At 60.7% G+C, this 23,109-nt stretch carries 24 protein-coding genes and 1 tRNA gene; 18 read left to right on the top strand and 7 right to left on the bottom strand.

The genetic code is table 11. The annotated features are described in order from the left end of the window. Positions 1 to 21 precede the first annotated feature (21 nt). From ACP15S_RS02625 to ACP15S_RS02635, 3 genes are all read right to left on the bottom strand, one after another. Positions 22 to 735 carry an ABC transporter ATP-binding protein gene (locus tag ACP15S_RS02625; protein WP_425038022.1) on the bottom strand — a complete coding sequence of 238 codons (714 nt, stop codon included), beginning with the start codon at positions 733 to 735 and terminating at the stop codon, positions 22 to 24. Continuing rightward, positions 728 to 2,017, bottom strand: coding sequence for a lipoprotein-releasing ABC transporter permease subunit (locus ACP15S_RS02630; RefSeq protein ID WP_425038023.1), 1,290 nt, complete (start codon positions 2,015 to 2,017; stop codon positions 728 to 730). The genes ACP15S_RS02625 and ACP15S_RS02630 overlap by 8 nt, the downstream gene beginning before the upstream one ends. A gap of 392 nt (positions 2,018 to 2,409) precedes the next feature. Continuing rightward, on the bottom strand, positions 2,410 to 2,580 hold the full coding sequence (locus ACP15S_RS02635; protein ID WP_425038024.1) for a Tat pathway signal protein: 171 nt from the start codon (positions 2,578 to 2,580) through the stop codon (positions 2,410 to 2,412). Positions 2,581 to 2,669: 89 nt separating this feature from the next. Here ACP15S_RS02635 and ACP15S_RS02640 point away from each other — a divergent pair, with 89 nt between their 5' ends. The 3 genes from ACP15S_RS02640 to ACP15S_RS02650 are packed head-to-tail and all read left to right on the top strand — an operon-like array spanning position 2,670 to position 5,175. Beyond that, positions 2,670 to 3,788, top strand: coding sequence for a pyridoxal phosphate-dependent aminotransferase (locus ACP15S_RS02640; protein WP_425038025.1), 1,119 nt, complete (start codon positions 2,670 to 2,672; stop codon positions 3,786 to 3,788). Next, positions 3,775 to 4,755, top strand: a complete 981-nt coding sequence (locus ACP15S_RS02645) for an Ldh family oxidoreductase (RefSeq protein WP_425038026.1) — start codon at positions 3,775 to 3,777, stop codon at positions 4,753 to 4,755. The genes ACP15S_RS02640 and ACP15S_RS02645 overlap by 14 nt, the downstream gene beginning before the upstream one ends. An 18-nt stretch (positions 4,756 to 4,773) precedes the next feature. Then, entirely contained in the window at positions 4,774 to 5,175 is a 402-nt protein-coding gene (locus ACP15S_RS02650) for a DUF2177 family protein (protein WP_425038027.1), read from the top strand. Here ACP15S_RS02650 and ACP15S_RS02655 read toward each other — a convergent pair. Both ACP15S_RS02655 and putA read right to left on the bottom strand, forming a co-directional pair. Further along, positions 5,172 to 5,918 carry a rhomboid family intramembrane serine protease gene (locus tag ACP15S_RS02655; protein ID WP_425038028.1) on the bottom strand — a complete coding sequence of 249 codons (747 nt, stop codon included), beginning with the start codon at positions 5,916 to 5,918 and terminating at the stop codon, positions 5,172 to 5,174. The genes ACP15S_RS02650 and ACP15S_RS02655 overlap by 4 nt on opposite strands. Positions 5,919 to 5,972: 54 nt before the next feature. After that, positions 5,973 to 9,371: a bifunctional proline dehydrogenase/L-glutamate gamma-semialdehyde dehydrogenase PutA gene (gene putA / locus ACP15S_RS02660; protein WP_425038029.1), complete on the bottom strand. Its 3,399-nt coding sequence runs from the start codon at positions 9,369 to 9,371 to the stop codon at positions 5,973 to 5,975. A 114-nt stretch (positions 9,372 to 9,485) separates the two neighbouring features. Here putA and ACP15S_RS02665 point away from each other — a divergent pair, with 114 nt between their 5' ends. From ACP15S_RS02665 to ACP15S_RS02675, 3 genes are all read left to right on the top strand, one after another. After that, positions 9,486 to 9,956: an Lrp/AsnC family transcriptional regulator gene (locus ACP15S_RS02665; RefSeq protein ID WP_425038030.1), complete on the top strand. Its 471-nt coding sequence runs from the start codon at positions 9,486 to 9,488 to the stop codon at positions 9,954 to 9,956. 31 nt (positions 9,957 to 9,987) lie between these two features. Beyond that, positions 9,988 to 10,539 (top strand): tetratricopeptide repeat protein, encoded by a 552-nt coding sequence (locus tag ACP15S_RS02670; RefSeq protein WP_425038031.1) that lies wholly within the window; start codon positions 9,988 to 9,990, stop codon positions 10,537 to 10,539. A 170-nt stretch (positions 10,540 to 10,709) separates the two neighbouring features. Continuing rightward, positions 10,710 to 10,795, top strand: a tRNA-Leu gene (locus tag ACP15S_RS02675). A gap of 137 nt (positions 10,796 to 10,932) precedes the next feature. Here the strand turns inward: ACP15S_RS02675 and irrA are convergent. Further along, complete coding sequence (irrA, locus tag ACP15S_RS02680; RefSeq protein WP_425038032.1) at positions 10,933 to 11,349, bottom strand: iron response transcriptional regulator IrrA; 417 nt, start codon at positions 11,347 to 11,349, stop codon at positions 10,933 to 10,935. Between the two features lie 156 nt (positions 11,350 to 11,505). On the opposite strand from irrA, the gene fabA reads away from it, so the two are divergent. From fabA to ACP15S_RS02705, 5 genes are all read left to right on the top strand, one after another. Beyond that, positions 11,506 to 12,015, top strand: a complete 510-nt coding sequence (gene fabA, locus ACP15S_RS02685; RefSeq protein WP_425038033.1) for a bifunctional 3-hydroxydecanoyl-ACP dehydratase/trans-2-decenoyl-ACP isomerase — start codon at positions 11,506 to 11,508, stop codon at positions 12,013 to 12,015. Between the two features lies 1 nt (position 12,016). Further along, a complete protein-coding gene (locus ACP15S_RS02690) occupies positions 12,017 to 12,508 on the top strand; it encodes a GNAT family N-acetyltransferase (protein ID WP_425038034.1) in 492 nt (163 codons plus the stop codon). A gap of 96 nt (positions 12,509 to 12,604) precedes the next feature. After that, positions 12,605 to 13,834: a beta-ketoacyl synthase N-terminal-like domain-containing protein gene (locus ACP15S_RS02695; RefSeq protein WP_425038035.1), complete on the top strand. Its 1,230-nt coding sequence runs from the start codon at positions 12,605 to 12,607 to the stop codon at positions 13,832 to 13,834. A gap of 77 nt (positions 13,835 to 13,911) precedes the next feature. Then, complete coding sequence (locus tag ACP15S_RS02700) at positions 13,912 to 14,715, top strand: enoyl-ACP reductase FabI (RefSeq protein ID WP_425038036.1); 804 nt, start codon at positions 13,912 to 13,914, stop codon at positions 14,713 to 14,715. 62 nt (positions 14,716 to 14,777) lie between these two features. Beyond that, positions 14,778 to 15,203, top strand: a complete 426-nt coding sequence (locus ACP15S_RS02705) for a hypothetical protein (protein ID WP_425038037.1) — start codon at positions 14,778 to 14,780, stop codon at positions 15,201 to 15,203. Positions 15,204 to 15,309: 106 nt separating this feature from the next. Here the strand turns inward: ACP15S_RS02705 and ACP15S_RS02710 are convergent, their stop codons facing one another. Further along, positions 15,310 to 16,182: a hypothetical protein gene (locus tag ACP15S_RS02710; RefSeq protein ID WP_425038038.1), complete on the bottom strand. Its 873-nt coding sequence runs from the start codon at positions 16,180 to 16,182 to the stop codon at positions 15,310 to 15,312. 112 nt (positions 16,183 to 16,294) lie between these two features. On the opposite strand from ACP15S_RS02710, the gene miaB reads away from it, so the two are divergent. The 7 genes from miaB to lnt all read left to right on the top strand — a co-directional run bounded on the left by miaB (position 16,295) and on the right by lnt (position 23,097). Beyond that, entirely contained in the window at positions 16,295 to 17,608 is a 1,314-nt protein-coding gene (miaB, locus tag ACP15S_RS02715; protein WP_425038039.1) for a tRNA (N6-isopentenyl adenosine(37)-C2)-methylthiotransferase MiaB, read from the top strand. Positions 17,609 to 17,873: 265 nt separating this feature from the next. After that, the gene (locus ACP15S_RS02720) at positions 17,874 to 18,467 is read left to right on the top strand and encodes an OmpA family protein (protein ID WP_425038040.1); all 594 of its coding nucleotides are present in this window, start codon (positions 17,874 to 17,876) and stop codon (positions 18,465 to 18,467) included. A gap of 11 nt (positions 18,468 to 18,478) precedes the next feature. Beyond that, a complete protein-coding gene (locus tag ACP15S_RS02725; protein ID WP_425038041.1) occupies positions 18,479 to 18,844 on the top strand; it encodes a hypothetical protein in 366 nt (121 codons plus the stop codon). A gap of 139 nt (positions 18,845 to 18,983) precedes the next feature. Further along, positions 18,984 to 19,985 (top strand): PhoH family protein, encoded by a 1,002-nt coding sequence (locus ACP15S_RS02730; protein ID WP_425038042.1) that lies wholly within the window; start codon positions 18,984 to 18,986, stop codon positions 19,983 to 19,985. 38 nt (positions 19,986 to 20,023) lie between these two features. Beyond that, on the top strand, positions 20,024 to 20,506 hold the full coding sequence (gene ybeY, locus ACP15S_RS02735; RefSeq protein WP_425038043.1) for an rRNA maturation RNase YbeY: 483 nt from the start codon (positions 20,024 to 20,026) through the stop codon (positions 20,504 to 20,506). A 157-nt stretch (positions 20,507 to 20,663) separates the two neighbouring features. Beyond that, a complete protein-coding gene (locus ACP15S_RS02740) occupies positions 20,664 to 21,599 on the top strand; it encodes a hemolysin family protein (RefSeq protein WP_425038044.1) in 936 nt (311 codons plus the stop codon). After that, entirely contained in the window at positions 21,592 to 23,097 is a 1,506-nt protein-coding gene (lnt, locus tag ACP15S_RS02745; RefSeq protein ID WP_425038045.1) for an apolipoprotein N-acyltransferase, read from the top strand. Before ACP15S_RS02740 ends, lnt begins: the two co-directional genes overlap by 8 nt. Positions 23,098 to 23,109 lie beyond the last annotated feature (12 nt).

The raw sequence follows: 23,109 nt of genomic DNA on the forward strand, positions 1-23,109 counted from the left end.
GCCCATGGTGCGAAAGTCAGTTTAATTTTTCGTGTCTACGGCGCTTTGAGGGAAAAAATTCTCCAAATGGCCGGATGTCAGGCGCATTTGGCGATCCATGCGCGCGGCCAGGTCGAGGTTGTGGGTCGCGATTAGCGCGGACATGCCTGTGCTGCGGACCAGCGATAAAAGGGCTTCGAACACGGTATCAGATGTGTCGGGATCCAGATTGCCAGTGGGCTCATCGGCCAGCAGTAGTCTGGGCGCATTCGCGAGAGCTCTGCAAAAAGCCACGCGCTGTTGCTCGCCGCCAGAGAGCGCTGATGGGCGGTGGTCCAGGCGGTCTTCGAGGCCCACAGACGTCAGCAACTCTTGCGCACGTGCATCTGCGGTCGTGCGGCTTGCGCCATTGGCCAACTGCGGCAGCACGATGTTTTCTGCCGCTGTGAACTCTGGCAGCAGGTGGTGGAACTGATAGATGAACCCGATGTCTTCGCGCCGCATGCGCGTGCGTTTGCGATCCGAGAGACCATTGGTGGCGATGTCAGAGATTTTGACCAGGCCTTCATCGGCCAGATCGAGAAGCCCCGCAATATGTAAAAGGGTAGACTTTCCCGCACCTGAAGGCGCAACCAGCGCCACAACCTCACCCGCAGATATCTCCAGATCAACCCCGCGCAGGACCGTGACCTCGTTCTGGCGGCCTTTGTTGTAGGCCTTGGTCACGCCTGAGAGCGACAGCACGGGTTTACTCATAGCGCAGCGCCTCCACCGGGTTCATGCGCGCGGCGCGCCGGGCGGGAAAGATCGTGACGATAAAGGACAGGCCCAGAGAGAGCCCCACAGCAGACATCACATCCGATGCGCGCAATTGCGCCGGAACCGCATAGATGCCCCGAATCGCCGGATCCCAGACGCCGCCACCCGCAATGTAATTCACGACAGAGAAGACCTGATCGATGTAGATCGCAAAGAGGCACCCGAAGAGGACGCCGAGAGCCGTACCGATCATGCCGGTGAAGGCTCCGCAAATGAAGAAAACGCGCAGGACGGAACCTTCCGAGAGGCCCATCGTGCGCAGGATGCCAATGTCGCGGCCCTTGTTTTTGACCAGCATGATGAGTCCGGACACGATGTTCATTGCGGCAATGAGAACGAGGATCGACAGGATGACAAACATCACATTGTCCTCGATCTCCAGGGCGCGCAGAAACCCGCCAGAGGCATCGCGCCACGTCCACAGCAGCGTGCGCGGGCCACCGGCCTCCAGCAAAGCCAGGTTGAGCCGGTCCACGCTGTCAGGATCGCGTACCATGACCTCGATCTCGTCGGCCGCATCTTCGCGATTGAAGTAGCTCTGGGCATCCCCAAACGGCATATAAATGCGCGTCCGATCAATGTCATAGCGCCCGGCGGTAAAGACATAGACGATCTCGAAGGCTTGAACCCTGGGAGAGGTCCCGAAGGCTGTTTTGACCCCATCAGGGGAGATCAGGCGCAACCTGTCCCCCACGGAAAGCCCCAATTCGCGCGCCACGCCGGAACCGATCGCAATGCCGTGCTCAAAGCGCCCAATGTCGCCCAGAGCGGCCTCGGGTGTTTGGGCGACGCGGGGAATGCCCGCAAGGTCCTGTGGGCTGATGCCAAAGACCTGCACACCAGCGTTGCGTTGGTTGGCAGACGCCATGACCTGCCCTTTGACCAGCGGTGCGGCCCGGGTCACGCCTTCGACGCCCCGAATGCGCTCGGCCAGCTCGGTGTAGTCCGGGATGGTGCGATCAAGCCTGCCGAATTCATCCGTTTCGGCGGAATAATAGACCGTGACATGGGCGTTGGCGCCCAGGATCGTGTCCACGAATTCGGCCCGGAAGCCTGAGCGCACGGCCAGCGTGGCAATCAGCGCAAAGACTGCCAGCGTGATGCCGATCAGGCTGATCCACGTCATGACAGATACGCCGCCCTCAGCGCGTTTCGCGCGCAGATACCGCCAGGCGATCATCCATTCGAAAGGGGCAAAGGGGGCGGGTGATTTGGCCATTTATGGTCCTGCTCTGGATTGGGCGCGACATTGCGTGCCGGGCCCAGCGGCGTCAACAGCCGCAGAGCGTAATTCGCAAGACTGTGCTTAACTTTGCGCATCCCTTGGCATTGAAGGGCGAAAGATGCGCGCCACAGATCGTCCAAGCCGCACCTTCGTCGACAGCGCCCCAATTCTGTAGCTTGCCGAGCGCAGGGCAGGGGTGCTGCACGCCACCTCACCGGACATCAGATCATGGCGCTTTGGGGCGCGAAGCTCCCAGTACCGAGCGGATTGCACATAGGTCGCGATAGTGGTGTCTGGACCATCAGAGAGCGAAGTGCAGCAAACGGCAGTGCTGTGCCGTCACAGTACAAAACGTCCCGCCGCGACTGCACGGGTTGATCACTGCTCTAGCGCACAATCCTGTCAATCGCGCGCATGGCGCCGATGGATTTGTCATAGACCAGCGTCAACACGCGCTTGCCCCCGGCGCGTTGCAATCCGGGGAGCGCACGCATGCTACCTGCCGCAAGCGTCGCTGCGATAAACCCGCGTCGGGAGAGGGCTGGGGATTTGGACATGTGATCTCTTCTATTGTTGCGAACGATTCTCATGTGGGGCCGTGCAGCCCATCTTGCAAGCCCCCGATCGGCGCAGCATAGTCGCGCCCATGACCCATGGACCAAGATTTACCCCCCTCGTCGCGTCTCTGCCTGCCACGGTTCCATTCGTTGGTCCGGAGACACTCGAACGCCAGCGCGGTGCCGTATTTCGCGCGCGGCTTGGTGCCAATGAAAGCGTCTTTGGCCCCTCACCAAAAGCCATAGAGGCCATGCGCGATGCGACACCTGAGACATGGATGTATGGCGATCCAACTGCGTTTGATCTCAAAAACGATCTTGCTGCGCATCATCAGATTGCCCCGGACAATATCGTTGTTGGCGCGGGCATTGATGGGCTGCTTGACAGCACCGTGCGGCTGATGGTGAGCGGCGGTGATCCCGTTCTCACGTCCGATGGGGCTTATCCCACGTTCAACTACCATGTTGCGGGATACGGAGGCACGCTGCACAAAGTGGCCTATCGCGATGATCACGAGGACATTGACGCGCTGATCGCGCAGGCCCACGCTTTGCGGCCCAAGCTCGTCTATTTCTCGAACCCCGATAACCCGATGGGCACATGGCATAGTGCCGAGCGTGTCCGTGCGCTCATTGAGGGGATGCCGGAAGGCACAGTGCTGGTGTTGGATGAAGCCTATGCCGATTTCGCGCCGGACGATGCGCTGCCACCGCTGGATATGCAGGATCCGCGTGTGATCCGCATGCGCACCTTCTCAAAAGCCTACGGCATGGCCGGGGCGCGGGTGGGCTACGCGATGGGCCATGCGGACTTGATCCGCGCCTATGACAAGGTGCGCAATCACTTTGGCATGAACCGCACAGCGGTCATTGGCGCGCGCGCTGCCTTGGCCGATCAGACCTATCTGGCGGAGGTCGTCGAGAACGTGTCTGAGGCGCGGGTACGGATTGCTGCCATTGCACGGGCCAACGGCCTGACGCCCCTGCCATCGGCCACGAATTTCGTGACCCTCGATTGCGGGCACGATGGCGATTTTGCGCGCAATGTTCTGGCGGGACTGGTCGCGCGTGGTGTGTTCGTCCGGATGCCTTTTGTCGCGCCGGAGGATCGGTGTATTCGGATCAGTGCGGGCACGCCGGAGATGATGGACGTGCTCGATGATGTTCTGCCGCAAGCCCTTGAGGAGGCCTCGAATGCCGCAAGTTGATATCGCTGAAATCGAACGTGTCTCACGCGATGCTCTGCGCGCACATGGCGCGGCTGATTGGGTCGCGGATGAAATGGCAAAGACGATCCGCGTGGCCGAGAGCTATGGCAACCGGATATGCGGTCTCTACTATCTCGAAAGCTATTGCCAGCAATTGCGCAGCGGGCGGGTCAAAGGGGATGTCGAGCCTGAGATCACGCAGCCCCGCGCCGGTCTCGTGGCCGTCGATGCAGGTTTCGGCTTTGCGCAAACGGCTTTCTTGCGCGCCTTGCCCAAGGGGCTGGAGGCCGCCCGTACCTGCGGGATTGCGACCATAGCTATTTCCCATGCCCATACCTGCACGGCCGTGGGATATTTTACCGAACAGATTGCGCTTCATGGCTTGATTGGCTTTGGGATGACCAACGCCTCGCCCATTGTCGCCCCGCCCGGCGGCAAGACCCGCGTGATCGGCACCAACCCCATGGCCTTTGCCGTTCCTGATGGCCAGGGCGGTGTCGCGATGCAATTCGATCAATCAACGACGGCCGTGGCTTTGGGCCGCATTACGATGGCCAATGCCGCCGGAGAGGCGATCCCGGAAGGTTGGGCAATAGATGCCGACGGCGCGCCGACCGAAGATCCCGCCGCCGCCCTCAAGGGCTCGCTGGTCTCGGCAGGAGGCTATAAAGGCTGGGGATTCGGGCTCATGGCGGAAATCCTCGCCTCCGCCATGACGGGCTCGACACCCTCCCGCGATGTCAAACCACTCAAGGCGCCGAAGGGCGCGCCGCATGATCTGGGGCAGTATTTCATTCTTATTGACCCCTCCGTTCAGCCAGGGTTTGCGGCAGCCATAACGGCGCTTGGCGCGGCTGTCGCGCAAGACGACGGCTGCAGAATGCCGGGGCAGGGCAAGACGCCTGCGCTTTTCGCGGAGGTGCCAGAGACTTTGTGGAATGCCACGCTAGCTTTGGCGGAGACCTAGCCAAAAGGGCCAAGCCACATGACGCAGATCATAATCCTCTACCTGACCACTGTTGTGGTGTTTCTGGGGATCGACTTCTTTGGGCTGACCTATCTGCTCCGGCCTCTCTTTGAGCGTCACATCAGCGACCTACTGACCGAGAGTTTCCGGTTTGGCCCGGCGCTCGTCTTTTATCTCTTCTACATTGGCGGATTGTTGGTCTTTGTCTCCTGGCCCGCTCTGAAAGCGGATGCCCCCGGACAAGCGTTGCTCATGGGGATGCTCCTGGGCGCATTGGCCTATGGCACCTATGAGTTTACCAATTACGCGACGATCAAGGCATGGCATTGGCACATGGTGGCCGTCGATCTGGTCTGGGGCAGCCTGCTGACGGGCGTGGCCGCCTGGGCTGGCGTGTCGATCACACGGGCGTTGAGCTAGCGCCGCCGACCCGCGTTTGGGATGGAACTGGGCACGAAGGGGTAGCGGGCCTCGGGATGGGGCGGATGGCCGTCAGTGCTGCGCCAGAACGCGGGTCCGCCGCGCTTGGTCCACAGTGGAAAGATCAAAATGATCCCGGCGATGAAACCACCCGCATGGGCCCAATAGGCGACACCGCCGGTGCCTGCGATGGAGCCTACGCCGCCAATCAGTTGCATGGCAAACCAAAGCCCCAGCATGATCCACGCAGGGATCGGGATAATGCGGAAAATGATGACGAGGATGATCAGAATATCGACCTTGGCCTTGGGATACATCAAGAGATAGGCTCCCATCACAGCGGCAATCGCACCTGACGCGCCGACCATGGGTACCGGGCTTCCCGGCTCGCCCAGGTATTGCGCCATCGCCGCCGCCACGCCGCCTGCGATGTAGAAGCCCAGGAAAGGGCCATGGCCCAGCTCATCTTCGATATTGTCGCCAAAGATCCACAAAAACAGCATATTGCCCAGAAGATGCGCCCATCCGCCGTGCAAGAACATCGAGGTGAACAATCCCAGAATGCCCTCACCTTCCGAGAAGCGCGCCGGGATGAAGGCATAGTCGAAAAAGAACGCGACCAAGGCGCGATCGTTTTGAAACAAGCCCACGTAGGACAGAAAGACCACCACGTTGATACCGATCAAGGCATAGGTCACGTAAGGGATGCGGCCGGACGGGTTGTGATCTCGGATTGGAAACATGTCCGCACGCTTTCCCATAGCGTGGGCGGGGTCAAGGGGGCAGGCGCGCGTGGGTCAGCTTTCCCCCGCCAAAAGCTCGGCATTTCCTCCCGATGCGGTCGTGTCCACGCATACGTGGCGTTCATGGCAGGCATGGGCGCGATCGGGAAGGCCGGTAATCAGGGGCAGGATCGGGCCGTCACGTTTGGCGAGGGCTTGGGCATACCGCCGCCCGTCAAGCGCATCACCCCACCAGAGCGCTCCGGAAAACCCCTGCAAGGTGCTCAGGGCCTCGGGCGCCAGCGCGCCGTCCAGAGTGATGGCGCGCCCGCCCAGATCACGTATCGCTTCGGCCTGCCGTTGTGCGCCGATGGGCCCGGGCCCGAGGCAAAGCAGCGGCGGGCGCGGGCTTTGCATGTACCGGTTGGACTCGCCCGTTGGACCCGGCAACAGGTGCGCCTCGGGAATCGTGGCAGGGTGTCCGTTGTCTGCGTCGATCAGCGTCTGAACCTCCTGGGCCGAGACTTCTTTGGAACAGGGTTCTGATGGCAGGCTGTGCGGCGCGGCGCAGAAGCGCGCGAGATAGAGCGGCCCGCCGGCTTTGGGGCCGGTCCCCGACAAGCCCTCGCCACCGAAGGGTTGCGAGCCGACAACAGCGCCGATCTGGTTGCGATTGACGTAGATATTGCCTGCGTGCACGCGTTCGGTGACGTGTTGGACCCGGTCATCGATGCGGGTGTGCAAACCGAAGGTCAGTCCGTAGCCTGTGGCGTTGATCCGGGAAATGACGCTGTCAATTTCATCCGAGCGGAACGTCGCCAAATGCAGGACAGGGCCAAAAATCTCCTCTTGCATCTCCTCGATTCCAGACACGCGCAGGAGCGTGGGTGCGACAAAAGTCCCGCCTGAATTTCCGTCAGGCGGCACTGTGCCTTCCGCAATCAGGCGCCCTTCGTTGCGGGCCTGCTCGATATGTTTTGTGATTTTTTCCCGCGCCTCGACATCTATCACGGGCCCGACATCGGTCGAGATCTCCCAGGGATGGCCCATGCGCAGCTCCGCCATGGCCCCCGTCAGCATCGCGGTGAAGTTCTCGGCAATATCTTCTTGCACATAGAGACACCTGAGCGCCGAGCAACGCTGGCCTGCGGATTGAAACGCGCTCTCCACGATGCTGGCCACGGCCTGCTCCGGCAGGGCCGTACTGTCGACGATCATGGCATTGAGGCCACCTGTCTCGGCGATGAGCGGCGCGCCGGGCGCGAGATGATCCGCCATGCTGCGCCGAATGGCGCGCGCCGTGGCCGTGGAGCCGGTGAAGGCCACGCCATCGACGCGAGGATCAGACGTCAGCGCTCGCCCCACATGTACCCCGCCTGGCAGGATTTGCAGCGCAGGGCCCGGAACGCCAGCCTCATGCAGCAGCGCAACAGCGCGTTCGGCCACAAGCGGTGTCTGCGGTGCCGGTTTGGCGAGGACCGCATTGCCAGTGGCCAGTGCGGCGGCGATCTGCCCTGTGAAAATGGCCAGCGGGAAGTTCCATGGGCTGATGCAGGTAAATCGGCCCACGGGCGTGGTTTGCGGCGCATGGGCCGCGTAGTAGCGCAGAAAGTCCACGGCTTCGCGCAGCTCTGCCAATGCATCAGGCAGCGTCTTGCCAGCTTCGCGGGCGAGAAGGGCAAAGAGCTCCCCCTGATGGGTTTCGTAGAGGTCGGCGGCCTTGTTCAAGATCTCCGCGCGAGCCGTAGCCTCGGCGGACCATGGTTGCGCGATATGCAATGCGGCATCGATCTCGGCGTCCGTGGCCTCCGGGCAGTGGCCCACATGGGAGCCATCGGCCGGGTCGGTGATCTGCGGCCCGGCGCTGCCCCAGACATGGGACCGATAGGGCGCGCGCGCGGCATTGATGGCGGCGAGGGTCGGGCGATGGGCCAGATCGGCTCCGCCAGAGTTCCGCCGCTCAGGCTGGTAGATCTCGGTGCCCTTGGGCAGGCTCCGTTCAGGATCCAGTGCCAAGAACGGGTCGCGGGCGACCTCGCTGGGCGGGACGTCTTCATCCACGATCTGATTGACGAATGAGGAATTCGCCCCGTTCTCCAGGAGCCTGCGCACAAGATAGGCCAGGAGATCACGATGCGCCCCCACAGGCGCATAAATCCGGCAGCGCGTGTTGTGGGAGGCTTTGACCTGCGCGTGCAGTGCCTCGCCCATGCCATGCAGCCGTTGGAACTCATACCCCTCCGTTCCTTGCGCCATGTGCAGGATCGCGGCGACCGTATGGGCGTTATGGGTGGCGAATTGCGGATAGAGGCGATCGCGCATGTCCAGCAATTTGCGCGCATTGGCAATATAGCTGACATCCGTCGCAGCCTTGGAGGTAAAGACAGGGAAGGCATCGAGCCCTTCGACCTGCGCGCGTTTGATTTCGGTGTCCCAATAGGCGCCCTTAACGAGGCGCACCATGATGCGACGCCCCTGCGCCGCGGCATAAAGCCAATCGATGACGGCGCTGGCACGAGGCCCATAGGCCTGAACGACGACACCCAGACCGGGCCATTGGGCGAGCGACGGCGTTGTGAGCAATGCGGCAATGAGATCGAGGGAGAGCGACAGACGGTCGGCCTCTTCGGCATCGATGTTCAGGCCAATACCAAGACGCGCAGCATCTTCGCACAGCGCAATCAGGCGCGGCAGGGCCTCTTGCATGACACGGTCTCTTTGCGCCTCCTCATATCGCGGATGCAGGGCAGAGAGCTTGACGGAAATCCCGGGCCGGTCTGCAATGCCATCGCCTTGGGCTTTTGCGCCGATGGCCGCGATTGCGCGGCGGTAGGCCTCGAAATACCGTTTCGCATCCCGATCTGTCCGGGCGGCCTCGCCCAACATGTCGTAGGAATAAGTATAGCCCTTGGCCTCCATCGCCGCGCCGCGCGACATGGCCGAGCCGATTGTCTCCCCCAAAACAAACTGCCGCCCCATTTCCTTCATGGCGCGCGCCACTGCCGTGCGGATCACAGGCTCGCCCAGCCGCCGGATAGCGGCGCGGAGATGGCCCACCGGCCCGGGCTGTTCCTCGGACAGAACACGGCCTGTCAGCATCAGGGCCCATGTCGAGGCATTCACGAGAGACGAGGTCGAGCTGCCCAGATGCTTGCCCCAGTCAGACGGTGCGATCTTGTCTTCGATCAAGGCATCAATGGTCTCGGCATCTGGCACACGCAGGAGCGCCTCTGCCAGACACATGAGGGCCACGCCTTCATCGGTTGAAAGGCCGTACTCTGCCAGAAAGACCTCCATCAAGCCGGGATCAGCGCTGGTCCGAATGGCCGTGACCAGACCTTCGGCGTCCTTCGAGATGGCGCTGCGATCTTGCAGGCTGAGCCGGGACACCGTCACGAGATCGGCGATACAAGCGGCCTCATCGGTGTAGGTCATCATGTCGATGCGGTCGCGAAGGGCAGTGTCACTGGTCATACTGGCATATCCTTTTCAGATGCCCTAAGTTATGCTGTGATCGTGAGGCAGAATTCCTTTTGTTTCCGCATTGGCGAGCGGATTGGATCGAAATAACCTGATAAGGCAGGCCAAATGGATAGTCTGGAGCTGGATAAATTCGATCATGCAATCCTGCAGGTCATGGCGCAAGAGGGGCGGATCTCGATCACGGATCTTGCGGGTCGGATCGGCTTGTCCAAATCGCCCACGCAAGCGCGGCTGCGGCGCTTGGAGGCGGATGGCTTCATTCGCGGCTACCGCGCCATGCTGGATCCCATTCGTTTGGGGCTCGATCATGTGGCCTTTGTCGAGGTGAAGCTGACGGATACGCGCGAGGCCGCCCTGGCCAAGTTCAATGCGGCGGTTGTGGCCATTCCGGAGATTGAACAGGTGCATTTGATTGCCGGTAGCTACGATTACCTCATGAAAGTGCGCACCGGGTCCATGCGGGCCTACCGCCACGTTCTGGCTGAGAAAATCTCGACGTTGCCCTATCTCTCCGCAACCTCCACTTTCGTGGCCATGCAGGCTGTCAAGGAAGTTGGTCTCGGGGACGTGACTTGACGGCGGCTGGCGGTGGGGCATGCTTGTGGGCATGAAACACGTGCTTCCTTTTGCCTTCGCGCTGCTGGCCACGCCCGCAATCTCATCGACCTGCCCACCCGTCACATCACATTCCGAGGAAATCGACGCGCTTTACGCGCAGATGTTGATCGCGGAAACGGAGACCGAAGCGCGGGAATACTCCAACGCGCTTTGGGGCTATTGGACAGATGCACCCGACGACACTGCGCAGGAATTGCTGGATCAGGGCATGTCGCAGCGCGCGCAATATGATCTTCTGGGGTCATTGCAGACGCTCGACCGGCTGATCGACTATTGCCCCGATTATGCCGAAGGTTGGAACCAACGGGCCTTCACGCGCTACCTCGGCGGCCAGTTCGAGCTGGCACTGCCGGATATTGACCGCGCTCTGGACATTCGCCCGCGTCACCTTGGGGCTCTGACGGGCAAAGCCCTCACATTGGTTGCGCTTGATCGAAAGGCGGAGGCGATCTTGGTGTTACGCCAAGCGCTCGCGCTCAACCCGTGGCTGGGCGAGCGGCATATGTTGCCTGCGCTCGAAGCCGATGAAGAAGAAATCTGACGTCTTTGGTGTCGCGCCAGATCTGACCCACGTTGCTCTTCCAATGTTGTCCCGAGCGCCTATCGCCGCTTGATGCTGTCGGTCTCTGTCCGGGCGTTTTGGCGTTCAATCGTTTTGGCGAAGAGAGGCACTAGACCGCTCCTTGACCTTGAGCTAGCTAATACTCCGTGGCCCGCGTGGTGGAATGGTAGACACAGGAGACTTAAAATCTCCAGGCCGAAAGGCCGTGCCGGTTCGAGTCCGGCCGCGGGTACCACTTTGAGACAGCAAAGGTTGCTTTGCGACGCGCAGTCTCGCGTAGACCGCCCACGTCGATATTCCCCGGATCGACGGATCCCACAAAGAAAAAAGCCGCCTGCGAGGGCGGCTTTGGTCGTTATGGCAAGAGCGAGACTATTTCTTGCGCAGCCGGATCACAACATCCACGGACGCAATCTCGGCCCCGTCGGGCGCATCGGGCAGACGCACGATTTCGAGCTGATCAGCGGGCGCATCTGTCAGCTTGCCCTCATCTTCCCAGAAGAAGTGCGGGTGATCATGCGTGTTCGTGTCGAAGTAACTCCGCGCACCATCCACCGTGACTTCCTGCATCAGGCCTGCGTCACAGAAGGCGCGCAACGTGTTGTAGACCGTGGCCAAAGACACCCGCTCACCACCCGATTGCACGGAGGCAAACAGGCTCTCAGCGGTCACATGGCGGTCCCGTCCGTCACCAACCAAAAGCGCCGCAAGTGTGAGGCGCTGACGGGTTGGGCGCAGGCCTGCGCCGGCGAGCCAATCGGTTCCACGTTGTATTGCCTGAGGGGTCATACGTTTACTCGGTTATCCTGACTGAGGCCAAAGGTAGGGTGCTTGCGAATGATTTTCAATCGAAAACCAGTGCGGCACGGTGCCCTTTCCCTATGGCGGAGGGGGTGCTAGAGGGATCATAACAGAGCGACCTCTAGCCAAGGAGCCATCCGAGGAATGACTGACTTTCCAAACAGTTTCGATCGCGACGACCTTCTGAAATGCGCCCGTGGCGAGCTTTTCGGGCCCGGCAATGCGCAGCTTCCCGAGCCGCCCATGCTGATGATGGACCGCATCACAGACATCTCCGCAGATGGCGGGGCGCATGGCAAGGGCCATGTGTTGGCGGAATTCGACATCACACCCGAGGCCTGGTTCTTCGGATGTCACTTCCCGGGCAACCCGATCATGCCGGGCTGCCTGGGCCTCGATGGCCTGTGGCAATTGACGGGCTTCAATCTTGGCTGGCGCGGCTGGCAGGGGCGCGGCTACGCGCTTGGCGTGGGTGAGGTGAAGCTCACCGGCATGGTGCGGCCCGACCGCAAGATGCTGACCTACAAGATCGATTTCACCAAAGCGATCCAGACCCGCCGCCTGACCATGGGTGTCGCAGACGGCATTGTCGAGGCGGATGGCGAGGTTATCTATCAGGTCAAGGACATGAAGGTCGCGCTCAGCGAGAGTTGACGTGACGGGACAAGACACCCCAAAGCTTGAGGTCATCAAAATTACCGGTGACACGCTGGATGATTTTGTGGGCCTCAAGCTGCGCGACAACGAGGCTGCGCTCATTGCGCCCGTCCCGGAATGGCTGGCAGAGGCCGCATACGAGCCCTGTGCGCTGACCTTCGGGTTGGGGCAGGCAGGCAAGGCCGTGGGCTTGATATCGGTCGTGGATCCCCGGTTGATCGCGCAGGACGAGCAAGACGACTTTCAAAGTGGCTGTCTCTATGTTTGGCGGGTGATGGTTGACAGTGCGGCGCGTGGTCAAGGCATCGGCAGGGCAGCGCTCGCCTTTGCGGAAGGCTATGCGCGCCTGATAGGGCTTAAAGGAGTGTCCCTCACGACGGCGGACAAAAAGCCTGGCAACGCGCTGATTTTCTATGAGGGCCTTGGCTTTCAGCCCACAGGGCGCCGCCTCCATGATGAGATCGAACTGATCCGGCGATTTGATCCGTGAAACAGCGGGCATCCTGTCGGTGCCGCTCCAGTCGCCATCTTGCGCCTGCCCCCCGGGATGCCCTAGACAAGCCCTAGTAAACGAAAGGGAAGCTGCATGCGCCGTGTTGTCGTTACGGGACTGGGGATCGTCTCCTCGATCGGGAACAATGCCGAAGAGGTTCTGGCATCGCTTAAGGCAGGCCGTTCAGGCATCACCGCCAATGAGGCGATGAAAGAGCATGGGTTTCGCAGCCAGATCGCAGGCGCGGTCAACCTTGACGTGGCCGACCATGTGGACAAGCGCACGCTGCGCTTCATGGGGCCGGGGGCGGCTTACGCCCATATCGCCATGGGTCAGGCCATTGCGGATGCGGGGCTGACAGAGGCCGATGTGGTCAACCCGATGACGGGCGTGATCGCGGGCTCCGGCGGGCCGTCAACCTCGGCCATGCTGGCCGCGCATCAGGTTGTGCTCAAGACCGGTGCGACGAAGCGCATCGGGCCCTTTGCCGTGCCCAAGACCATGTCCTCCACCGTCAGCGCGAACCTAGCGACGGCCTATCAGATCAAGGGCATGAATTTCTCGATCACCAGCGCCTGCTCGACCTCGCTGCATTGCATCGGCATGGCCGCCCAGCAGATCGCTCTTGGCACCCAAGACGTCATGTTTGGCGGCGGTGGCGAGGAGCTCGATTGGACGCTATCCTGCCTCTTTGATGCGATGGGAGCCATGAGCTCCAAATACAACGACACGCCCGAGCGCGCCTCCCGCGCCTTTGATGCGGACCGTGACGGGTTTGTCATCGGCGGTGGTGGCGCGATGGTCGTGCTGGAGGAATATGAGCGGGCCAAAGCGCGGGGGGCCAAGATCTATGCGGAAGTGACCGGGTTCTCGGCGACCTCGGACGGCGCCGATATGGTCGCGCCCTCGGGCGAGGGCGGTGAGCGCGCGATGCGCGGCGCGCTGCGCACGCTGCCGGAAGACCGAAAGGTCAGCTACATCAACGCGCATGGGACCTCGACGCCGGTGGGCGATGTGGGCGAGATCGAAGCGGTCCGCCGCGTCTTCGGCGAGGGGAGCACGCCGCCTGTCAGCTCGACCAAGTCGATGACAGGCCACAGCCAAGGCGCCACGGGGGCTCAGGAGGCGATCTACTGCCTGCTCGCGCTAGAGCATGATTTCATCATCCCGTCGATCAATGTCGAGACGCTGGACCCTGCGCTCAAGCCCCAAGAGATTGCAACAGCCCGGGTCGACAATGCCGGGCTTGATACGGTGATGACAAACTCCTTTGGCTTTGGCGGCACGAACGGCTCGATGCTGCTGTCGAAGCTGCGGGATTGATCATGCGGGGTCAGGCGGGGCGCTGCCCCCGCACCCCCGGAGTTTACGGGCAAGATGAAGGACGGGGGTCGGTTGACATGAATGAGACAGCGAGAGGCGCGCTGGCGGGCAAACGGGGTCTGGTGATGGGCGTGGCCAACGAGCGCTCGATCGCGTGGGGCATCGCGAAGGCCTGTGCGGAAGCGGGTGCTGAGCTCGCCTTTACTTATCAAGGGGAGGCGTTTGGAAAACGGCTCGAGCCGCTGGCGGCCAGCGTCGGCTCTGATTTCATGGTTGATGTGGATGTCACCGATGACGCCTCGCTCGACACCGCCTTTGCTCAACTGGCCGCGCGATGGGACAGCCTCGACTTTCTGGTCCATGCGATCGCGTTCTCTGACAAGAATGAGCTGACGGGGCGGATCCTGAATACGTCGCGCGAGAATTTCAAAACCTCCTTGGATATCTCCGCCTATAGTTTCATCGAGGTGGCACGACGGGCGCATCCTTTGATGGTCGCGCATGGCGGCACGCTGCTTACGTTGACCTATATGGGCTCGACGCGGGTGACGCCGAACTACAACGTCATGGGCGTGGCCAAGGCGGCCCTGGAGGCGTCGGTCAAATATCTTGCCAATGATCTGGGCCCCGAAGGTATTCGCGTCAATGCGATCAGCCCGGGACCAATGAAAACGCTTGCGGGCGCAGCCATCGGCGGGGCGCGTAAAACCTACAAACATACTGATACCAACGCACCGCTACGCTCGAATGCCACGTTGGAGGCTGTTGGTGGAACGGCTGTATATCTGGCATCAGATGCGGGTGCTTGCACAACGGGCGAAGTGATCCGTGTGGATGGAGGGTTCCACGTTCTGGGCATGCCTCAGTACGACAACCTATAAGCGTCGTAAATTCTGCGAGCCTGCGCCACGATTGTGCCAAACTGGCGCAGCAGACTTGCCCCATGACACCCGACCAAGCCCTCCGGCAGAGCATTCTGCAAGACAATCCAAGCACCAGAACGCCCCGAACAAAGTGGGCGCGCAAACCTAAGGCGCGCGCGCGTCCGGGCTTTGGGGCGACTTTGCTCAAGGGGCTGGTCATCAAAGTTCTTCTGCTGACGGTAAGCCTTGGCGCGACGCGATACGTGTTGGGAACCGAAGAGGGCCAAGCGTTTTATCTCAAGACCCAAGAGGCCATAGCCCGTGTCGTTGTGGCGGAATTGGCTGCTCGGGCTGAGGCAGGTGCGGCCCCTCGGCAGCCGGAGGTCCGGGCGTCGGGAGATGAGCCGCCAGCTGCGGCACCCGGCGCAAAGCGTATTCGCCTACAGGCTCAGGACACTGCCGGAGCAGACGAGAGCACTGTGATTATCCGTCGCGGGACAGATTAACGCCTGGCGCAGTTGGGCTTCGAAGCGATGAAATAGTCTCTGCATTGCTAGTCTGACGCGCGCCAAAACGCGCAACCACCTGCGATGGGTCCAAGCGCATTTGCGCTCAAAACCATTGCCCGGGCTCCATCAACCCCAGATCAAGCAATTGACGCGAATGCCATTCGAAGGGCACGGAATTGTGCCACTGGAACGAGTGAATGTCATAGGTGCTGCCCGGATTTGATTTCAACGCCTTGGCCGTTCGGAACGATGCGATCGCGGCGGTCAGGTTGTGATGCCAAGGGCAGGCATAGGTGTTGTATTCTTCGTCCGAAAAGGTGTGATCAGGGCGCAGGATGAGGCCATCTTTTGCGCGAAACAGGGAAACCCTGTCGATCTTGCGGCGCTCGGGCGGTACGTGTTCTTCAAAGCGCCACCGCAAGCCACCATAGAAATCGAGCTGTCGGTCTTTGGGATGGTTGTGATTGGCGGGGTCGGGGCGGGCCAAGGCGTAATACCCGGTGCGATCAATATGGGCGGCATCCAGCGAGACTGCATCAGGATGCGCATCCAGATTGTCGGCGTAGAGATCGACCACGTAGGAAAGCATGGCATGGCGCCGCTCTTCCCCGTGAAAGGTCAGCATTTCGCCGACAGTGCGATATTCGCAAAACGGGTAGAACAGGTATTCTGCATTGAAGCAGTAATAGATCCAGGTCCCCGCGGGCATCACGGCAATAAGCGCGTTGATCACCTCGTGGAAAGGCTCCTGCAACGCCACGTCGTGATCCACCCGCAGGACCACATCCACAAGATCTGGGGCCAGCTCAAAGCGGGCAGGCATGAAGGCCACAACCTGTGCAAAGCCGGATTGCATGTGGTGGCGCAGCGTGGTGTCGATCTCAACATCGTCCTCCACGAAAACAATCGCCACAGGCCCCTTTGCCAGAGCATGCGCGTTTTCCTTGAGGAACTGGCCCAGTGATGCGATCCGCATGAAGTTGCCTTGCCTTGTTTTCCTTAAGAATCGGTCAATTGCTGCCCCATTGCAAGAGCCCTGCCTTTTGCGGTATCAGCCGCGCATTCTCCAACATCTTTGTCCTTGAGGAATGCCCATGGCCAGGAAGCTCTACATCAAGACCTACGGGTGCCAGATGAATGTCTACGACAGTGAGCGTATGGCGGAAGCGCTGGAGGGCTATGAGCAGACCGAGACGCCTGATGATGCGGACATGATCCTGCTCAATACCTGCCATATCCGCGAGAAGGCGGCCGAGAAGGTCTATTCTGAATTGGGGCGGTACAAGGGCCTCAAGGCCGAAAAGCCGGACCTCAAGATTGGCGTTGCGGGCTGCGTGGCGCAGGCTGAAGGCGAAGAGATCATGCGGCGCCAGCCCATGGTTGATCTGGTCGTCGGACCGCAAAGCTACCACCGTTTGCCGGAGCTGGAAGCCAAGGCCCGCACCGGAAAAAAAGCGCTCGATACGGAATTTCCCGAAGAAGACAAGTTTGAGCGTCTGAAGAACCGCCCCAAGGCCAAGCGCGGCCCGACGGCGTTTCTGACGGTCCAGGAAGGCTGTGACAAGTTCTGCGCCTTCTGCGTGGTCCCGTATACGCGAGGGGCCGAAGTCTCGCGGCCGGTGGATCAAATCCTGACGGAGGCGCGAGATCTGGTGGAGCGCGGTGTGCGCGAAATCACCTTGCTGGGCCAGAACGTTAATGCCTATCACGGGGCGGGGACCGATGGGGAATGGTCACTGGCGAGGCTCATCTGGGCGCTCAATGACGTTGACGGTCTGGAGCGCATTCGGTTCACAACCTCACATCCCAATGACATGACCGATGACCTTTACGATGCCCATGGTCGTTGCGAGAAGCTCATGCCTTATCTGCATCTTCCCGTGCAGGCGGGGTCTGACAAGATCCTCAAGCGGATGAACCGCTCGCATACCGCCGAGAGCTACCTGCGGTGCATCGAAAAACTGCGCGCGGCGCGCCCGGATATTCTGATCTCGGGCGATTTCATCGTGGGATTTCCCGAGGAGACTGAAGAGGACTTTCAGGCTACCTTGGATCTGATCCGCGAAGTCCGCTACGGCACGGCGTATTCCTTCAAATACTCGACGCGCCCCGGGACACCCGCCGCTGAGCGCGATCAGGTCGAGGAGAGCGTGAAGACGGACCGGCTTTACCGTTTGCAGGCGCTTTTGTCCGAACAGCAACAGGAGATCCAGCGCGCCATGGTCGGCAAGCAGGTCTCTGTGCTCTTCGAGCGTGAGGGCAGGTTGCCCGGGCAAATGGTTGGAAAATCAGAGTACCTCCATGCCGTGCATGTGGCTGATGCTGGTGCCGCAATTGGCGATCTGGTCCGTGTTGAGGTCATAGATAGCAGCACGAACTCGCTTGCTGCGAAACTTGTCTGAACCGGTTTTTTGACCTGTGGATACTTTAGTATTCTCCTGTAATGCCCTGAAACAATGAGCGAATGATGCCCCGATTGTTCGATTGATCCGGCTGAGTATTGCAGGCCTTTCCAGATGTTCCACTAGATATTGTGCTGAAAGGCTTCACAGACCTCTCAGGTTTGGTAAACTGTTGATTACAGTGAGTTTGAGCCGTTCACGATGATTCTGCTGTGACGGCTTCTGGGGGAAATTTGGATAAGGACGACAGGCTGTGGCAAACAGAATGACCGACGTCTTGCGCGGGGTCGTCGCCGGCGCCGTGCTTGTGGCGGGTGTAGCTTTTACTTCGTCGGCAATGGCCGACACGGTTGCAGGGGACACACCCTTCATTTCAACACAAAACCAACGCGTGGTGATCGGTGAGCGTTATGTGCCGACGATTTGGGTTGATCCCGATGGCTGCGAGCATTGGGTCATGGACGACGGGTTCGAGGGCTACATGACGCCACATGTGAACCGTCAGGGCATTCCGGTCTGTCGCCGGGGCAATGTCTGCGGTGTCATGAACTCTGATCAGTTCTTCGCCACAGACAGCTATCACATCGGCCGCGAAGGTCAGGCTGGCCTGCAGGATTTCTTCAAGAATTCGACGGCCACGGCGTTTGTCATCGCAGGCCATACCGACAGCCGGGCGTCTGACGATTACAACATGAAGCTGAGCTACAATCGTGCGGTGTCTGTCGCTCGCGTGGCCCGCTCGGTTGGCGCGCGTGTCGTGGATGTGCGTGGCTACGGGGAGCGGATGCCGATTGCCTCCAACAAGACCCGTGACGGCAAGGCGCGCAACCGCCGCGTCGAAATCCTGTGTATCAAGTAAAGGGGACGATGATGCTGGATATGAAAAAGATCGTCCTTGTGGCGGCCATCGGCGCGCTCTCGGGATGTGTGGGAGAGGGCGGTGGTCCTCTTGCTGCGCTCGCGGTCGCGGCTGAGGGCGGCTATGGCCGCGTTGATACCGACAAGACCCGGGATTACGGCCAGGGGGCGGATGAAGATGAGTCGCTCTCCAATCTCGTGGCGGGCATCTGGGTCGATCCTAATGGATGTGACCACTGGATCATCGATGACGGGATCGAGGGCTATCTCTCGCAACGTCTGGACAAATACGGCAAGCCCGTGTGCTCGGGCACCGCACCGCCAACCGTTGTGACCGGCCCGTTCCGCGGCGACGAGACAATCGACGATACGCTCTGATCGGAGCGGCTTCATGCCATCGCGCCGGTGCAGGAGGCTGCGCCGGCGTTTTTTGTTGCCAAATCGAGACAATGCCCGTGCAAGCCTTGCTTGAAGCCACGACATGTAGAACACTCATTCCAACGACGAGGAGAAGTGATTGAGTCTGACTACGCTGCCACCGGATGCTGCCGCCGGCCCTGCAACGGAAACCGTTCTCGAGTTTCCCGACAACATGCTGCTCATCGATTTATGCGGCGAGTTCGACAAGAATCTTGCGGAGCTTGAATCGCGCCTGGGCGTGCAGATCCTGCGCCGGGGCAATCAGCTCTCCATCATGGGGGAGGCCAGCAGCCAGGCGGATGCCGAACACGTGCTCACTGCACTCTACGAACGGCTGGAGGCCGGACGGCCCGTTGAGCCGGGGGACATCGACCGTGAGCTGCGCATGAACACCGACACCGCGCCCGAGGCGCAGCTGGAGATGTTCAAGGGCGGCCATGTCGAGATCAAGACACGCAAGAAGCTTGTGGAGCCCCGCACGGACGCTCAAAAATCCTATGTCACGGGGTTGTTTGAAAACAGTCTCGCGTTTGGCATTGGTCCTGCAGGCACTGGCAAGACCTATCTCGCGGTGGCTGTCGGTGTGAACATGTTCATCAATGGCGCGGTGGATCGGATTATCCTGTCGCGCCCCGCAGTCGAGGCGGGTGAGAAACTGGGCTATCTGCCGGGCGACATGAAGGACAAGGTCGACCCCTACATGCAGCCGCTCTATGATGCGCTGAATGACTTTTTGCCGGGCAAACAGCTGGCCAAACTGATTGAGGAGAAGCGCATAGAAATTGCGCCTTTGGCCTTCATGCGTGGGCGTACGCTGTCCAATGCCTTTGTGGTGCTCGATGAGGCGCAGAATGCAACCTCGATGCAGATGAAAATGTTTCTGACGCGGCTTGGCGAGGGGTCTCGCATGGTCATTACAGGAGACCGCACGCAGATCGATTTGCCGCGTGGCGTGCAATCAGGGCTTCGGGATGCCGAGCGGCTCTTGAAGACGATCCCGGACATCTCGTTCAACTACTTCACTGCAAAGGACGTTGTGCGCCATCCATTGGTGGCGGCGATCATCGAAGCCTACGAGGCGGATGCCGAGACGCCTTGACCGGGCCTGCCAGTGGCTCAAAGGTTGGATGCCAGACCATGCTCACGGATACGGTGATTGAAGATCCGCGTTGGGAAGCGGCCGGACTCGCGGATCTGGCGGAACGTGCGGCGCGCGCCAGCCTGTCGTTTCTACAGGTTGATACCCAGGCCCGAGAAATTGCTGTTTTGGGCTGCGACGATGCGCGGATCGCTGCGCTGAATGCGGATTTCAGGAACAAGCCAAGCGCAACCAATGTGTTGTCCTGGCCCGCGGAAGAGCTGGCCTGCGCAACCGCGGGCGGCGCTCCTGCGATGCCCCGCATGGACGAGCTGGGCGATATTGCCATTGCCTACGAGACCTGCGCGCGCGAAGCAGAAGCTGCGGGCAAGCCTCTGGCCGCCCATGCCACTCATCTCCTCGTGCATGCGACGTTGCATTTGCTGGGCTACGATCATGTGGAAGAAGCCGATGCCGCATTGATGGAAGAGCTCGAAAGCCAGATCCTGACACGCATGGGCGAGCCTGATCCCTATGCCTGAGGCAAGGTTTCCTTTGGATTTTGGCGTCATAGAGGGGCTGTGCGTGGCCGCGAGGGCACGTATCCTATCGATCGCAGCAGAAAAGCTTGGCAAAATCTTCAGAAACACCACATAGTAACCAACTTACCGGGCCTTTGCCCCACTTATTGACGGAACGATGGACGACCTCGACGGATCTTCTAAGGCGGCGCAGAGCGCGCGCGCCGAAATGGCCACCACTGACAAGGCTGGATTTTTCCAACGCATTTTTGGTGCCTTGAGCCCGGGGGAAGATACGCCCCCCGACAGCGTACGCACAACCGCTCCGGTGGCGCAGAGCATTGGCATGGCCAACCTGCGGCGCCTGCGGGTGGAAGACGTCATGATCCCCAAGGCAGATATCACAGCTGTGCCCAACACGATCACGCGGGATGATCTGGTGGATGTCTTCCGCGATTCCGGGCTGACCCGTATCCCTGTGTTCGATGGCACCTTGGACACGCCGGTTGGGTTTTTGCACCTCAAGGATTTCGCCCTCAAACATGGGTTCAACGGCAAGGGCGGACGCTTTTCGACGAAAGCCATGTTGCGCCCCTTGCTCTTTGTGCCCCCCTCAATGCCCATCGGAGTGCTGCTTGCCAAGATGCAGACCGAGCGGCGGCATATGGCCCTGGTGATTGATGAGTATGGCGGCGTCGATGGGCTTGTGACGATCGAGGATTTGATCGAGCAGGTCATTGGCGAGATCGAGGATGAACATGATCTTGAAGAAGACAAGATGTTCAGTCTCGAGAAACCGGGTTGCTATCTTGCGCGCGCAAAGACGCCGCTGGATGAATTTCAGGCCGAGATTGGCATGAACCTCACAGCGCACGATGAGGTCGACGAAGAAGAAATCGATACGCTTGGCGGCTTGGTGTTCATGCTGGCTGGCCATGTGCCCGCGCGCGGTGAGATCGTTCCGCATCCAGATGGTCCGGAATTCGAGGTGATTGATGCAGATCCCCGCCGCATCAAGCGCTTGCGCGTGCGTCTGAGCACTCCGAGCGCCCCCAGCGTGCAACAACAGCCAAAGGCAGACGCCTCAGAAGAGCCAAAAGACGACGATGCCTGAAACGACTGCCGGCCGGTTTCTCGTCCGCGCTGATCGTCTGTGTGCCTTTGGCTTCGGGGCTGTCATGGCGCTCGGGCTTGCGCCATTTGGGCTCGGCCCGCTGGCCTTTCTCGCGTTGATTGCGGCGATTTGGCTGGGCAGCAAGCCGGAAAATGCACGCCGTGCGGCGCTCTTGGGGTGGCTCACAGGCTTAGGCTATTTCGGCGCGGGTCTGCACTGGATCGTCGAGCCTTTTCTAGTCGAGCCTGCTGTCACGGGTTGGTTGGCCCCTTTTGGGCTCATCGGTCTTGCAGGCGGTTTGGCCTTGTTCTGGGCGCTGGCCTTCTGGGTTGCGCACAGGATGCGCTGCGGTGTCTTGGGGCTGGCGCTCAGCTGGGCTTTGATCGAAACCTTGCGTGGTTTTGTCCTGACGGGTTTCCCTTGGGCGCTGGTGTCTCACATCTGGTCAGGGGGGGCTGTCCTTCACTGGGGGAGTATCTTTGGCCCCTACGGTCTCACCCTCGTAACGCTGGTCTGCGCGGCGGCCCCGCTTGCCGCGTGGTCGGCATGGCGCACGACGCCTGTACCTCTGGCCGTGGGCCTCTGCGCGCTTTTCGTGCTATACGGCGGTGGCGTCTGGTTGGGGCAGGGACAGACCGAGATCCCAACTGACGCCCCTGTTCTGCGCCTCGTGCAGCCCAATGCCGCGCAGCATGAGAAATGGGATCCCGAGATGATGCCCGTTTTCTTCAACCGTATGGTGGGGTTTTCCGCGCAAACCCCCACGCCTGATCTGGTTATCTGGCCCGAGAGCGCCTTGCCGATGCTTCTGGAGGATGCCGAGGAGGCGCTGGCCTTCATAGCGGAGCAATCGGGCACGCAGGCCGCCATCGGGGTGCAACGTCGCGGCGATCATCCGACGCTCTTTTTCAACTCTCTCGTGATCTCGGATACAACCGGCAGCGTCCGCGATGTCTATGACAAGCACCATCTGGTGCCCTTCGGGGAATACATGCCGCTGCCCGGGTTCTGGCGCGCGTTGGGGATCGCGACGCTGGCGGCGCGTACGGAATTTGGCTACGCGCCGGGGCCGGGGCCGCGCGTGATGGACATTGAGGGCGTTGGCCTGGCCTTGCCGCTTATTTGCTATGAGGCTGTCTTTCCCCGCTATGGACGTGTCTCGGGGGAGCGTCCCGACTTTTTGTTGCAAGTGACCAATGACGCATGGTTCGGCGCGGCGGTGGGCCCCTGGCAGCATCTAGAGCAGGCGCGCATGCGGGCCATTGAGCAAGGATTGCCCCTTGTGCGTGTCGCCAATACCGGTGTGTCGGCTGTGATGGATCACAAGGGCCGTATCCTGGGGCAGATCGCTCTGAACACCTCGGGCTATCTCGATCATCCGCTGCCCGCGCGCGGCGCGCCGACCATCTATGCGCGGTTTGGCAACATTCCTGCCGGTATCGCCTTTTTGGTTCTTGCCCTTGTGGCAATTGGACCGGTGCGGCGCCGCTTGCATTGACCTTTAAGCAAG

It is taken from the genome of Primorskyibacter sp. S187A, from assembly GCF_049800955.1.
Classification (GTDB): domain Bacteria; phylum Pseudomonadota; class Alphaproteobacteria; order Rhodobacterales; family Rhodobacteraceae; genus JAKVBH01.

What these genes read in the sequence shown, in the direction of transcription:
- ACP15S_RS02695 (WP_425038035.1), top strand. Translation starts at nt 12,605, where the DNA reads ATGCGCCGTGTTGTCGTTACGGGACTGGGGATCGTCTCCTCGATCGGG.
- ACP15S_RS02650 (WP_425038027.1), top strand. Translation starts at nt 4,774, where the DNA reads ATGACGCAGATCATAATCCTCTACCTGACCACTGTTGTGGTGTTTCTG.
- ACP15S_RS02625 (WP_425038022.1), bottom strand. Translation starts at nt 735, where the DNA reads ATGAGTAAACCCGTGCTGTCGCTCTCAGGCGTGACCAAGGCCTACAAC.
- ACP15S_RS02705 (WP_425038037.1), top strand. Translation starts at nt 14,778, where the DNA reads ATGACACCCGACCAAGCCCTCCGGCAGAGCATTCTGCAAGACAATCCA.
- ACP15S_RS02725 (WP_425038041.1), top strand. Translation starts at nt 18,479, where the DNA reads ATGCTGGATATGAAAAAGATCGTCCTTGTGGCGGCCATCGGCGCGCTC.
- ACP15S_RS02645 (WP_425038026.1), top strand. Translation starts at nt 3,775, where the DNA reads ATGCCGCAAGTTGATATCGCTGAAATCGAACGTGTCTCACGCGATGCT.
- fabA (WP_425038033.1), top strand. Translation starts at nt 11,506, where the DNA reads ATGACTGACTTTCCAAACAGTTTCGATCGCGACGACCTTCTGAAATGC.
- ACP15S_RS02630 (WP_425038023.1), bottom strand. Translation starts at nt 2,017, where the DNA reads ATGGCCAAATCACCCGCCCCCTTTGCCCCTTTCGAATGGATGATCGCC.
- ybeY (WP_425038043.1), top strand. Translation starts at nt 20,024, where the DNA reads ATGCTCACGGATACGGTGATTGAAGATCCGCGTTGGGAAGCGGCCGGA.
- ACP15S_RS02635 (WP_425038024.1), bottom strand. Translation starts at nt 2,580, where the DNA reads ATGTCCAAATCCCCAGCCCTCTCCCGACGCGGGTTTATCGCAGCGACG.
- ACP15S_RS02740 (WP_425038044.1), top strand. Translation starts at nt 20,664, where the DNA reads ATGGACGACCTCGACGGATCTTCTAAGGCGGCGCAGAGCGCGCGCGCC.
- miaB (WP_425038039.1), top strand. Translation starts at nt 16,295, where the DNA reads ATGCCCATGGCCAGGAAGCTCTACATCAAGACCTACGGGTGCCAGATG.
- ACP15S_RS02665 (WP_425038030.1), top strand. Translation starts at nt 9,486, where the DNA reads ATGGATAGTCTGGAGCTGGATAAATTCGATCATGCAATCCTGCAGGTC.
- ACP15S_RS02655 (WP_425038028.1), bottom strand. Translation starts at nt 5,918, where the DNA reads ATGTTTCCAATCCGAGATCACAACCCGTCCGGCCGCATCCCTTACGTG.
- putA (WP_425038029.1), bottom strand. Translation starts at nt 9,371, where the DNA reads ATGACCAGTGACACTGCCCTTCGCGACCGCATCGACATGATGACCTAC.
- irrA (WP_425038032.1), bottom strand. Translation starts at nt 11,349, where the DNA reads ATGACCCCTCAGGCAATACAACGTGGAACCGATTGGCTCGCCGGCGCA.
- ACP15S_RS02720 (WP_425038040.1), top strand. Translation starts at nt 17,874, where the DNA reads ATGACCGACGTCTTGCGCGGGGTCGTCGCCGGCGCCGTGCTTGTGGCG.
- ACP15S_RS02700 (WP_425038036.1), top strand. Translation starts at nt 13,912, where the DNA reads ATGAATGAGACAGCGAGAGGCGCGCTGGCGGGCAAACGGGGTCTGGTG.
- ACP15S_RS02670 (WP_425038031.1), top strand. Translation starts at nt 9,988, where the DNA reads ATGAAACACGTGCTTCCTTTTGCCTTCGCGCTGCTGGCCACGCCCGCA.
- ACP15S_RS02640 (WP_425038025.1), top strand. Translation starts at nt 2,670, where the DNA reads ATGACCCATGGACCAAGATTTACCCCCCTCGTCGCGTCTCTGCCTGCC.
- ACP15S_RS02710 (WP_425038038.1), bottom strand. Translation starts at nt 16,182, where the DNA reads ATGCGGATCGCATCACTGGGCCAGTTCCTCAAGGAAAACGCGCATGCT.
- lnt (WP_425038045.1), top strand. Translation starts at nt 21,592, where the DNA reads ATGCCTGAAACGACTGCCGGCCGGTTTCTCGTCCGCGCTGATCGTCTG.